7 protein-coding genes are annotated in these 11,300 nt (G+C 69.1%); 4 read left to right on the top strand and 3 right to left on the bottom strand.

The window, feature by feature from the left end:
• Positions 1 to 285: 285 nt before the first annotated feature.
• From ACWDA7_RS45020 to ACWDA7_RS45010, 3 genes are all read right to left on the bottom strand, one after another.
• Entirely contained in the window at positions 286 to 780 is a 495-nt protein-coding gene (locus ACWDA7_RS45020; RefSeq protein ID WP_450612977.1) for an NUDIX domain-containing protein, read from the bottom strand.
• A 323-nt stretch (positions 781 to 1,103) separates the two neighbouring features.
• Positions 1,104 to 3,302 (bottom strand): tetratricopeptide repeat protein, encoded by a 2,199-nt coding sequence (locus tag ACWDA7_RS45015; protein WP_450612973.1) that lies wholly within the window; start codon positions 3,300 to 3,302, stop codon positions 1,104 to 1,106.
• Between the two features lie 860 nt (positions 3,303 to 4,162).
• The gene (locus ACWDA7_RS45010) at positions 4,163 to 4,735 is read right to left on the bottom strand and encodes a hypothetical protein (protein ID WP_450612972.1); all 573 of its coding nucleotides are present in this window, start codon (positions 4,733 to 4,735) and stop codon (positions 4,163 to 4,165) included.
• Positions 4,736 to 5,193: 458 nt separating this feature from the next.
• On the opposite strand from ACWDA7_RS45010, the gene ACWDA7_RS45005 reads away from it, so the two are divergent.
• The 4 genes from ACWDA7_RS45005 to ACWDA7_RS44990 all read left to right on the top strand — a co-directional run bounded on the left by ACWDA7_RS45005 (position 5,194) and on the right by ACWDA7_RS44990 (position 10,758).
• On the top strand, positions 5,194 to 8,193 hold the full coding sequence (locus ACWDA7_RS45005) for an SNF2-related protein (RefSeq protein ID WP_450612970.1): 3,000 nt from the start codon (positions 5,194 to 5,196) through the stop codon (positions 8,191 to 8,193).
• 269 nt (positions 8,194 to 8,462) lie between these two features.
• Positions 8,463 to 9,512 (top strand): SWIM zinc finger family protein, encoded by a 1,050-nt coding sequence (locus ACWDA7_RS45000; protein ID WP_450612975.1) that lies wholly within the window; start codon positions 8,463 to 8,465, stop codon positions 9,510 to 9,512.
• A 179-nt stretch (positions 9,513 to 9,691) separates the two neighbouring features.
• Positions 9,692 to 10,084 (top strand): hypothetical protein, encoded by a 393-nt coding sequence (locus ACWDA7_RS44995; protein ID WP_450612968.1) that lies wholly within the window; start codon positions 9,692 to 9,694, stop codon positions 10,082 to 10,084.
• 5 nt (positions 10,085 to 10,089) lie between these two features.
• A complete protein-coding gene (locus ACWDA7_RS44990) occupies positions 10,090 to 10,758 on the top strand; it encodes a nucleotidyl transferase AbiEii/AbiGii toxin family protein (RefSeq protein ID WP_450612966.1) in 669 nt (222 codons plus the stop codon).
• The last annotated feature ends 542 nt before the right edge of the window (positions 10,759 to 11,300 follow it).

Raw genomic sequence — 11,300 nt, 5'->3', positions numbered from 1 at the left:
CCCGGACCACGGACACGATCCGTGTCGCCGGACGCGGCGCGAACGCGGGAGACCAGTGCATCCACCACCGTTCGGGATGCGCCAGTTGACCAGGACTGGGTACAAGACTCACTCCTGCTCACTGACGAGGAACGGTAGGACGTGCCTCGGATAGGGTGCTGCGTAGAGACGACACCGTCGGCCGTCGCACCTCACCGGACACGATGACTGCCCGCACCCACCCGCCCAGCTCCCCCGGCAGACCCGGCCCGTCGCCGCTGAGGGCCTGAATTCCTTCCAAGGCGATCAGACGATTCCCCGCTCCACGGCGGAAAAGTAGTGACTCAGGATGTCATGGGTATCCGGAGTGAACGGGTTCTCCCGCATCGACCGGAGGAGCTCGGACGCCGACAGCCAGCCGTGCCACATCACTTCGTCCGGGTCAGGATTGGGATTGTCGTACAGGACAGCCTCGTGAACGGCAAGCCAATGGGGGCTGAGCCCGCTGCGGTTCAGGAACTTCACGATGAAGCGGACCGGTGCTCGAACGCCCAGTTCCTCGGCCAGTTCGCGCGCTGCGGCTTCCTCATAGGACTCGCCCGCGACAACGGCACCGCCGGACGCTACCTCGTAGTGCCCCGGGAACCGAGCGACGTGCTCGGAACGACGTTGTACGAGGATGCGGCCTTCCCGATCCCGGCACACCGTCACGGCGATCCGATGCAACCAGCCATGGCGAACGGCCTCGCCCCGGCCGACCACCGCCAAGGCCTGGTCCTGCTCGTCAACACGCTCGACCATCTCATCCACGAGCACCGCAAATGGGCTGCCGCGGCACGACCGCAGAGGCGGGGCGTCCTTGCTGACCGCCGGCGAAAAGAACAGGAACAGCTTCCCGTCCCTTCGTCGGGCACCGCGCGGGCGGAACGTGTACCCGAGGAACGTGAACTCGTGTGCTCGTACGAGCGACGCCGGTGTCCGTCCTGGCAGTACATGATCTTGGTCTTGTCGGGATGCAGTCGCAGCCCGACCTCCTCCATCCTGTTCCCGACAGCCGCCAGGACCTCGTGGGCCTGGCGCTCGGAGACGCAGTGCACGACCGAATGTGATCCTTCCGGCGGAACTTATACATCACGGGGATGGCGCACGGGAAGCGCCTGCTCCGGGTTGGACAGGGCTAGCAGCCCCTGTGCCGCGATGTGCCGGGCTTCTGCGTGCACGGGATCGAGCATCGCCTGCTCGAACGCTTCCCGGGCCTCGTCGGGCTGCCCCTCCTCCATCAGCAGGCAACCAAGGAGGGCCCAGGCCATGGGCACGAATCGGGGGTGGCCGGCAGCAATGACCTTGGGGTACGCACCGTGTGCCCATGCAGAACCATAGTGGAGCACGGAGTTGAACAGTGGTCCGCCCTTCGACCACGGCAGTTCGCTGTATCGCAAGGAGAGCTCGTGGGCCTGTGCGAAGGCTCGCTTGGCTGCGTCGGGGTCGTTCTCGGCAAGCATCATGCCAAGGTTCATGGCGCCCACGGTGGCGAGTTCCTGCTGGTCTCCATCAATCACCTGCCTATATAGCGCTGCTGCCGACTGCAGCTCGCCGGCGCCAGCAAGGAGGTCACCGATGGCAATGAGTGCCTTGGGGGCCTGTTCGAAATGAGAGGTGGCGGCTGCGTGGCGGAAGGCGGTGGCCGCTCCGAGGGTGTCGCCCCAGTCGCTGAGTCGGTATCCCAGCAGGCGCCACGCGCGGGGGGTCTGGTCGGGATCGCCTGCGGTGATGGCGCGCTGGAAAGTCTCACGGGAGCGCTCGCGATCGCCGTGATCGGCAAGAAGGCAGGCCAAGTTCACCATGGCTTGGACTGCAATGTCAGGCGGGCCGGAGTCGACGGCCTGAATGTAGGCGTGTTCGGCGCGATCCCAATAGCTGCGGCGAACCGATTCCTCATCAGCTTCGTGTGCGAGAGCATCCAGGGTCAGCGCAAGGTTGTTCGCTGCCCCGGGCGCCAGGTCGGAGTCACTCGTGGCGACCTGGCTGAGGGCTCGCTCGGCGACTCGGAAGACCCCCCGTTCGTAGGCGACGCTGCCTAGGCGCAAGCTCTCGCTCGGATCACCCGACGCTGCCTGGAGGGCTATCGACCAAAATCCGTCCGGAATGGGAATCTCACCCAGCTGGTCAATGATGTAGTCGAAGGCCATGACTCCCTCAGCCGACGTGGACAACAGGGCATTCGCACCGGAGACCCGCTCGGTCGCCCATTGCAGCCCCTGCCGCCAGGCCTCACTGCGTCGATGCTCCGGCACTTGGTCTTGCTCATGCAGGAAATCGAAGTACAGCTCCCTGAGGACTCTCACCGGCACCGGACGGTGCAGTCCGACTCGTCGCCAGGCGACTGCAACGCGGACCAGCGCCGGACCAACCGGCTGGTCTTCCCCGCGATTGTGGTATCTGTCCACCAGGTCGGGTCCGGCCGCTAGGTAAGCTGCCAAGCCATGCGCCGTCACCGAGGCGATCAGCTTCGGATCCCCGAGAACGGCCACAGCGGCGTGGTGCTCCACCGCGTCCAGCCGGCGCTTGAGCCGCACCTGATGCGCCCGCTGGATCACCTTCCACGCCGGATCTTGGACCTCCTGCTGCTCGCTGCCCAGGCGAGGGGCGTAGCGGCCCATCTCACTCGAACGAATGGTCGCCAGGACGCTAACTCTGGTCCGGCCTGGGAGGAGCAGCTGGTCAAGGACGTGATCCGTCAGCAGGTCCGAGCCGAGGTACCTCTCAAGATCGTCCAACCACACCACGGCGGACGGCGTCATGGCGAGCACCTTGGGGAGCTGGCTCACCGAGGCAGGCTGGGCCGGTATGAGCAAAGCGCGGTCGCTGAAAAGTGCGCGCATAACTTCGAAGGCGGTGCGTGTCTTGCCGACCTTGGAGTCTCCGACGACCAGGACGAAAGGATGCTCGCCGAGCGCCTCGCGCAGGTCGCCGTCGCGGGTCCGCCCCACGTAGGGCGGCGAGGAGCCGAATGCGGACCGGCTCGCGCCGATGAACTCCGGGTCGGCTACCTCGCGAACGAACGGGATCGGCGACGTCCCCAGCGGTCGCCTCAAATGACCCAGGACACGCACTGCAGCCTGCTGTTGCTGCCGGACTCGACCGAGCACCTCCGGCACCAACACGCCGCTCGCGGCAACCACTACGGCCACTAGCACCTGAACAGAAGTCGGCACACTCGAACCGGCCGCTTGGAACGCCGCACCAAGAACAGCAATCACACCCAATGCCACCAGCAGCCACCAGACACGCCGCTGAGCGGGAACCCCACTCTGCCGATCCACAGACACCCCCATATGCGGCCAGCCCCATACACAACCCTGCTGCGACCATTCCCCACCCAGCGAAAGGTCACCCGGTCACGGATCGCGACCTCTTACCGAGACGGGGGATGGGCGCGACCATCACGAACTCCGCGGGTGAAAACTGCGCGGAGCTCGCACAACGCTATCCAGGCCCGCTCGTCGTGATCGAGCACTGGGTCGACGAGCGGCCGTCTGCGCAACGGCGTGCAGACAACACCGCGCCGCGAGCCGCGCGAGCCTTTCGCCTCATTGGCTGCACCTCGCCCAGAGACGGCCGACCCGATGGTCGGGCCTGTGGTCGGGCCGACCACAGGCGTCCGGCCCGTGCGATGGACGGGTGCACAATCGTGGCAGCGCAGCCCAAGGGTCCGTTACGCATGCGGCTGCGCACCGGGCCCCGGGATTGTGCGCAGTCGGCGTGTTCGGCCCGTTGCGCACGCTGGCGGGCGACATCGCCCGTAGGGCTGCGCACCCGGGCGAGCGTGCGCAATCCGGTTCCCCGGCCGGCGCCGCGCCCGTGCCGGGGAGGGCTCTTCCCCTGTGCCGTCCCGGGAACGCTACCGTCGGCTACCTGTACCCCCAGGCCCTCACCCCAGTGATGCGCTCGGCCGCGTCCGACCTCCTCCCCACTCGTGGTCGGGCCCGACCAGAGCCCCGACCACAGGCTCGTGTCCCGATCGTGGTCGTGGTCGGGCCTTCATGGTCGATGGTCAGGTCGGGGTCGGCGGGTTGTCGCGAACCCGACAAACCTCTTCTGACCTGGGAGTTTGGAATGTCCCCTACCCAACAAATGGCGTGGGGAGTGCTGGCCTCATTGCGCCGACAGCCCACGGCGAACATTACGGGTCCGGCACCCAACCAGTGTCCCTCAAGATCGGCATGAGCCGAGTGAGGACGTATACGACAACGGGTGTCTCCCGGTCCTCCTCCTGAAAACGGACAGCGTGCTGGAACCGTTCCGTGTCCTGCGGCTTGGTGAGGTCGAAGGAGGGCACGAGCGAGACACCCGGACGTGCGACAACCTCTCTCAGTAGATCCTCGCCGCAGCCCTCTGCCAACTGCGCGGTGGTCAGGGCCCTCTTCTGCTTCGGCCGCCCGTCGGGGTGAGGCAGCGACAGGTAGGCCATCATCCGCTGGAAGCCCGGGGAAACTCCCGCTATTCCGGCCCGGTGCCGACCATGGAGGTTGGCCAGGGCCGCAGGCATCTCCGGGACGAGGGGCGGCTGTTGCAGCACGACGTCCCGCTCGCCGCCGTCCCACCGCGTGTCGTGGATGGTCAGGCGCGGGCGACCGGACAATTCAAGCCGCCACTCGGCGGCGAACCCAGCGTCGCTTACGCCCGAGGCTGTGAAGCCCTGCTTGGCGACGTAACTGCGGACAAGCTCCAAGGTGAGTGCGTTGCCAAGTCTCATGAAGGACAAGTGCCCTGTGCGGGCCGGACAAGTCCCCGCGCATCCAAGGAGACAGCGACCTTCAAGAAATGTCCACGCTCACCGCCCGAGCCCAGACGATGCGCAAGCACGGGGCTACGGGTTAGCCCGTGCGGACGGACTGCCGATATGGGCGGCGAGGGCGGAGACGGTCGACGCGGATACGGTGCGCGGGAAGGCGATGTCCACGACCGCCGTACTGATAGCGCGGCCACGGTGCGGACTGGATGCAATGAGAAACGGTAGGCACAGGCGTCTCCTTCGAAAGGGCCCCGACGCGGGGGTGTTCCGCTCCTGACGCTCACCCGTCCTTTGTCCGCGCCGCGAGCACCTGTCTACGGACCGATAGCATTCCGCCGTACAGCTTGTGGATGCGCGATGACAAGGCGTGCCGGTGTCATCGCGCATACCCGCACCCCGGCTCGAAGGGCATCCAACTCATGGCGCGTATCCTCCAGGTCGTCGGAGTGGACGAGCCTGTCGAGCAGAGGAAGCCAGGAGCGCTTGCGCCGGCTGTCCCAGCCGCGCTCAGCGCATGCGAGGCCGTCTTCCTGCCCGGAGATCCGGCCCGGGAGGGCCGCGTGGCGTTTTGGCGGGCAGACGGCGGCGAGCTGCCCGACTGCGATGCGGAGCCGGAGGAGCTCACCGTCGTGCGGCCGTACGGGAACGGGGTCCGGCGGCGGAGCGTGACTGCGGTGCTGCTGCCGGTCGCGCAGGCGGTGCCCGTACTCACCCGCGCTCGCGCCATGCTGCAGAGCGGCAACGCCTCCGTCTCCGTCTCCGCCGCGTTGTGGGGAGCAGGGGCCCTCATCGCGCTTCAACTCGCCGCGCGCGGGCGGCTGCTGCCGGGGCTGAGCCCCGCCGGGTTCGACGCCTGGCGGCTCGGTCCGCTGGACGGCGACGACGTGCGCCGGATCCGCGACCTCGCGGCGGCGATGCCGCCGGAGGCGCGCGCGGTCCCGCTGCCGAGCTCGTCGCCCGTAGCGCTGCCCGCCGCCGAGCCGCTGCTGCGCGCCTTTCTGGACGCGGTCGCGGACGGCCTGCCGCGCTCCCCGGCAGCGCGCCACCTGACCGCCGGTCCGGCCTTCGCTGCTCGGATGCCGGTACCCATCCCCGACCAGCGGGAGTGGGCTGCCGAGGTGGCCGCGGGGATGGACGCGGGCGTGCGCGTCTCCCTGCGCTTGGAGGAAGGCAGCGACGCGTGGGGCGGCAGCTGGGACGGCGAAGGCTACGGCGACAGTGGCGGCGCCGGGCCCGAGTTCCGGGCCGTGGTGCAGCTGCACAGTCTCGCCGACCCCATGCTGGTGGTCGACGCGGCGGAGCTGTGGGCCGGGGATGCAGCCGCCCCGGAGCAGTTCGGCGCCCGTACCCGTATCGACGCGCTGCTGGCGCTGCGCCGCGGCGCGAAGGCATGGCCGCCGCTGTCGCGCCTGCTCTCCGCGGCCGCGCCCGACGTGCTGCAGCTCGCTGACGACGAGCTGACGGACCTGCTCGGCGAGGCCGCGGAGCGGCTGGCCGCCGCTGGAATCCAGGTCCACCTGCCAAAGGGCCTGGCGAAGGAGCTGACCGCGACCGGCCTGCTGGAGCCGCCCCGGCGCAAGAAGACGCAGTCGGATCTGGAGACCTTCCTCTCTTCCGGTCAACTCCTCGAATTTCGCTGGCAGTTGGCGTTGGGCGGGGAGCCGCTGACCGAGGAGGAGATGGACCGCCTGGTCGAGGCGCACCGCCCGGTGGTGCGGCTGCGCGACCAGTGGGTGGTGGTCGACCAGGCGCTGGTCCGCAAGGTCCGCAAGCAGCGCGGCCGCGAGCTCACCGCGATGGACGCCCTGGGCGCGGCTCTGACCGGCGAGGTAGAGATCGACGGCACGTCCGTACCGGTCACCGCGGGCGGCACCCTGGAGCAGTTGCGTGCGCGGATCACCCAGGCGGAGGCGGGCCCGGACGCCGCATCGGCCACCAGTAGCCAACCCGCCATGCTCGCAGCTACCTTGCGCGACTACCAGCTCCGGGGCCTCACCTGGCTGGACCGGATGACCTCCCTCGGTCTGGGCTGCTGTCTCGCCGACGACATGGGCCTGGGCAAGACGATCACCCTGATCTCCCTCCACCTGCGCCACCACGAGCGATCGGCCCACGGCCCCACCCTGGTGGTCTGTCCGACGTCCCTGCTCGGCAACTGGGAGCGCGAGGTGCAGCGCTTCGCACCCGGCATCGCCGTACGCCGCTTCCACGGCCCGGGCCGCACCCTGGACGACCTCGCGCCAAACACCTTCGTCCTCACCACGTACGGCACACTGCGTCGCGACGCCCAGCGCCTGGCCGACACCACTGTGCCGTGGGGCCTGCTGGTCGCCGACGAAGCGCAGCACGTCAAGAACCCGTACTCGGACACCGCGCGGGCGCTGCGCACCGTCCCCGCCGCCGGGCGCATCGCTTTGACGGGCACCCCGGTTGAGAACAACCTCTCCGAGTTGTGGGCCCTGCTCGACTGGACGACACCCGGCCTGCTCGGCACGCTCACCGCCTTCCGCGACCGCTACGCCCGCGCGGTCGAGGCCGACGGCGACCAGGAGACCGCGAACCGCCTCGCCCGCCTGGTCCGCCCCTTCCTCCTTCGCCGCCGCAAGTCCGACCCCGGCATCGCCCCCGAGCTGCCGCCCAAGACCGAGACCGACCAGCCCGTCTCGCTGACGAAGGAGCAGGCGTCCCTGTACGAGGCGCTGGTGCGCGAGTCGCTGGCTGCGATCGGCGAGGCGGACGGGATGGCCCGGCGCGGCCTGGTGATGAAGCTGCTCACCGGCCTCAAGCAGGTCTGCAACCACCCGGCGCAGTACCTGAAGGAGAAGAACGGGAAGCTCGCCGGCCGCTCCGGCAAGCTGGAGCTGCTCGACGAGCTGCTGGACACGATCGTGGCTGAGGACGGCTCGGTGCTCGTCTTCACCCAGTACGTCGAGATGGGCCGGCTGCTGGAGCAGCATCTCGCCGCCCGCGGCACCGCGACGCAGTTCCTGCACGGCGGGACGCCGGTGAAGCAGCGCGAGGAGATGGTCGACCGCTTCCAGCGCGGCGAACGGCAGGTCTTCCTGCTCTCCCTCAAGGCCGCCGGCACCGGCCTCAACCTGACCCGCGCCGGCCACGTCATCCACTTCGACCGCTGGTGGAACCCGGCGGTCGAAGACCAGGCCACCGACCGTGCATACCGCATCGGCCAGACCCAGCCGGTGCAGGTGCACCGGCTGATCGCGGAGGGGACAGTCGAAGATCGGATCGCGGAGATGCTCAAGCAGAAGAAGGGGCTCGCGGACGCCGTGCTGAGCCATGGCGAGGCGGCACTCACCGAACTCTCTGACGCCGAGCTAGCCGAACTGGTAACGATGCGCCACAACACCACACCCTGGAGCACGATTCGTCAGAGCACCACGAGGGGAGGCCGCAAGTGAGCCCGCGCCCGACAAAGCCCAAGCAGCGGGCCCAGGATCAGCTCGCCCGCACGTTCCCTCCCTTCCCTCCGGCTCCCGGCCGCCGGAGCAGTTTCGCCTCAACCTGGTGGGGCGAGGCGTGGGTGTCGGCGCTGGAGGAGTGCTCACTCGATTCCGGCCGCCTCACCCGCGGTCGCACCTACGCGCGGCGCGGATCCGTGGGCGAGATGACCGTAGTCCCGGGCCGGATCAGCGCCCCAGTGCAGGGCAGCAGGCCGCGGCCCTACCGTGTGTCATTGACGATCCCCGTCCTCAGCGACACGGAATGGGACCGGCTCCTTAACGCAGTGGCGGCGCGCGCCGGGCACATCGCCGCGCTGCTGGACCACGACATGCCCACCGAGCTGCTGCAGGACACGCTGGCGGCAGGCGTGCGGCTGCTACCGTCCGCCAACGACCTGGAGCCGTCCTGCTCCTGCCCCGACTGGGGCTACCCGTGCAAACACGGCGCCGCGCTGTGCTACCAGGTCGCACGCCTGCTGGACGAGGACCCCTTCGTGCTGCTGCTGATGCGCGGCCGCGGCGAACAGCAGGTGCTGGACGAGCTCGACCGCCGCAACACCGCCCGCGCCGCCTCGGCGTCAGCGTCGGTTCCGTCCCCGCGCACCCCCACCACACCGACAAGTACACCGGCCCGGGAGGCCTTCGCCGCGCGCGCCGACCTGCCACCGCTGCCCGGGCCGCCGCCCCTGCCCGAACGCGCCGGGCGCCCGCCCGTCTTCGCTACCTCCCAACCCGCCGAACCAGGCGTCGACCCGCAGGCTCTGGAGACCCTGGCCGCCGACGCAGCCGAGCGTGCCCGTCGCCGACTCGCCGCCGCGCTGGCGGACGACGCACCACCCACTCCGGCTGACCTGACGGAGTGGCAGGACGCTGTGCGCATCGCCGCCGAGCACCCACAGACAGAGGTCTTCGCCCGGATCGCCGAGAGCACCGGTCGCCCGCTGTCCGAGCTCGCCCAGGCGGTACGGGCCTGGCGCCACGGCGGCACGGCCGCACTCGCGGTGCTAGAGGACTCCTGGACCCCGGACCCGTCCGTACTCGCCCGCGCCCGAGCCTCCCTCACCGAGGACTGGGCGGACGGACGGCCGCCTCAGCTGCGCGCGTGGCGCAACCGCTGGACCGTCGTCGGCCGCGACCGCCAATTGCGCTACGGCCGCGACGGCCGGTGGTATCCGTACGGGAAGAAGGACGGCGCCTGGTGGCCCATCGGTCAACCCGACCCAGACCCCGCCACGGCCCTCGCAGCGCTGCTCGTGCTACAAGATCGCCGCTCGTGACTACAACGTCACCTCGAGGGACCGGAGCGGCATGCCGGACGTCACCCGCGCTCGGTGCAGCCGGGTCTCGCGGCGGCGCTTGCCACCAGCTCAACCAACGATCCACCCCCCTCGCTCACTCTGGACGCCAGCACGCACATCATGCCCCGCACGAGTTCTCCGCCCGCCATAATGGAGTCATGCCCTCCAGCCCACAGCACCCCACACCGGCGCCGATGAACCTCGCAGGCGCGGACGCCGAGGACCTCGCGCTGTACCGGGAGAAGTTCCGGCGCCGTCTGCCGGAGTCGCTTGACCAGTTGCGCGGCCCGACTCAGGGGGTCGTGGATCTGCCGCTGCACATTGCCTGGTCCGGGATGACCTCGTACGACATGGGCAAGCCACGCCAGCGCATGGGCCTGTACCGCACCGTCCTGCATGAGGGCCTGCGCGACGACCTGCCGCACTACCTCAACCAGGACCTCCTCCTCCAGATGTGGCCGGTGCTGCGCACCCTCGTCGGCCGCACCGTGCGCACCGTGTGGGAAGACGCCTTCTCCCAGCTCGCCACCCGTACACGGGCAGCCGCGTGACGGACATGCCAGAGTTGCACACGCGGCTCCTGGCGGATGTCATCGCTCTCGGCTCCCCGTATCCACTGGTCCTCACCGGCGGATACGCCGTACGGGCGCACCGCCTCGTGAACCGTCCCAGCCAGGACCTCGATGTCGCCACCGAGAACCCGACCCCCATGGCCGACATCGCGAACACCCTCCAGAATGGCCTGGAAGCACGGGGCTGGCAGGTCCGGGCGCTGGAGACCGCTCCCTTGTCCGCCCGCTTCACCGTGTCCGATCCGGTCACCGGTCAGGACTGTGAAGTCGACATCCTCAAGGAGATCTTCTGGCGGCCGATCACCCAGAGCCCCTACGGGCCCGTCCTCGCGGAGGAGGACGTAATCGGGACCAAAGTCCGCGCCCTCGCCGACCGTGGAGCTCCCCGCGACCTGATCGACGTGTTCGCGGCCTCTCGCCGCTGGACCAATGCCGAACTCGAGGAGTTCGGCCGTCGCCACGCCCGCGGTCGCTTCGAGCGCGAAGACCTTCAAGCGAATCTGGCAGGCGCCGAATGGACCGACGACGAAGCCCTGATCGCCTATGGCCTCGACGACGAAGCCATCACCGCTCTCCGCGCCTGGGCCGTGCTGTGGGCCGATGACCTCGCAACCCGGCTACCCAATGAGTCCGATGATCCGGACATCGACTGATCGCATCCGGACCCTCACATGACTACAGGCACCCGGACCGGCTACGAAACCGAGCAGTAATCTGCCTCTGCTGCCTGCTGTGACGCTCCTTTCTGCGGAGAGCCGAGCGGAGCCCTGGGCGGTGAAGTACGCGTTGCCGGAGAAGCAAGCCGCCATGCTCCGAGAGATCGTCGCATCGTCCGCCGATCACATCGGCACTGGCACGGCAGGCATGGACCATTGCCTGCAGGCGCACCATGAAGCGCTTGGAACGACGCTATCGGCCCCCCACGGGCGCTCCCCTCCCTCGTCATGCCCCCTCCCCTTTCCGACGCCACGTCCCGATCGCGGTCAGAGCACACCTGAAGATCGCAGCGCAAGGGACGCCGGCCGACGCGGTTTGAGAACCAGCCAACCGTCGCAGGGCACTGCACCGCCAAGAGCCCGCCCTTGGCAACCGGCGAAGATTTCACCAAATGCCTCCGAGGACGCCCCGGCCTTCAGGCCGGGGAGGAATCGGACCCCTGCGGAGCAGGGCAGGAAACGGGGTTTCGCCCCCAGGG

It is taken from the genome of Streptomyces sp. NPDC001156, assembly GCF_053598275.1.
Note: the sequence above shows the minus strand (reverse complement) of the source record. Positions and strands in the feature narration are given on the sequence as shown.

Excerpts from the sequence above, each read along its gene's own strand:
- ACWDA7_RS45010 (WP_450612972.1), bottom strand. The coding sequence starts at position 4,735 with ATGAGACTTGGCAACGCACTCACCTTGGAGCTTGTCCGCAGTTACGTC.
- ACWDA7_RS44995 (WP_450612968.1), top strand. The coding sequence starts at position 9,692 with ATGCCCTCCAGCCCACAGCACCCCACACCGGCGCCGATGAACCTCGCA.
- ACWDA7_RS45005 (WP_450612970.1), top strand. The coding sequence starts at position 5,194 with ATGGCGCGTATCCTCCAGGTCGTCGGAGTGGACGAGCCTGTCGAGCAG.
- ACWDA7_RS45020 (WP_450612977.1), bottom strand. The coding sequence starts at position 780 with ATGGTCGAGCGTGTTGACGAGCAGGACCAGGCCTTGGCGGTGGTCGGC.
- ACWDA7_RS44990 (WP_450612966.1), top strand. The coding sequence starts at position 10,090 with ATGCCAGAGTTGCACACGCGGCTCCTGGCGGATGTCATCGCTCTCGGC.